Below are 728 nucleotides of genomic sequence, written 5' to 3'. Positions count from 1 at the left end.
AGTCATGGTCACGCAGTCTTTAGCTGATTTTGGCCGCTACAGCTATAAACCGCGCCCTGCATTTCAGGACTGGATCGAACGGCTGAAGACTGGCGAACGTCTGCCGCGAGGCCGTTACTTTGTTGGCAAGAAGCCTGGTGGCCGCCTGGTGCTCATTGATGAATTGGGGGGAACATGGACAGAAAAAGTAACAGTGATTCATACCAACGCTGGATGATAGAGAAGGCTGACAAAAGGGAAAGGACGCAAATCAGTATGTCGTTCGTAAAGATGAAGGACGTACTTTTTAACGTGCTGGCTATCGGTACTGTTTTAGCAGCCCTGGTGGTGATCTTTTATGAAGTGCAAAGCAGCTTATAAATTGATGGCCGTTGACAATGAATGTCATACTACCTGACCGGGCAATGCCGGAAGATTTCTTTCACGGGTGATGGTTTGTGATCCCGGCATTGTTCCGGCGCTCTCTCGTAAATTCTCGCGCCCAATCCCCCTCGCAAAACCTCAGAATTCACGTAACGCACCGCGATTTCGGCAACCATCAACCCTAACGTCCTTATGTTGTTGGGTTTGCCGCAGAACAATTTATTCATTTAAAATAGATTTAAACGAAGCGGGAAACCGCAGACGTAAAAAAACCGACTGGTGAGGTCGGCTTTTTTACGGTTCCGGTGCGAGCTGGTAACTCAGCCCGGAAGGGAAACTCTCTACAACTGACAATAGTATGATAA

The 728-nt window shown here is 48.2% G+C and carries 1 protein-coding gene; it reads left to right on the top strand.

Annotated features, from left to right (window positions below; genetic code table 11):
- The coding region (locus tag HGG74_RS20990) for a hypothetical protein (protein WP_052451417.1) at positions 1–217 on the top strand (217 nt) is incomplete at its 5' end.
- Between the last annotated feature and the right edge of the window lie 511 nt (positions 218–728).

The sequence above is a fragment of the Arthrobacter mobilis genome (assembly GCF_012395835.1).
GTDB classification, from domain to species: domain Bacteria; phylum Actinomycetota; class Actinomycetes; order Actinomycetales; family Micrococcaceae; genus Crystallibacter; species Crystallibacter mobilis.
Note: the sequence above shows the minus strand (reverse complement) of the source record. Positions and strands in the feature narration are given on the sequence as shown.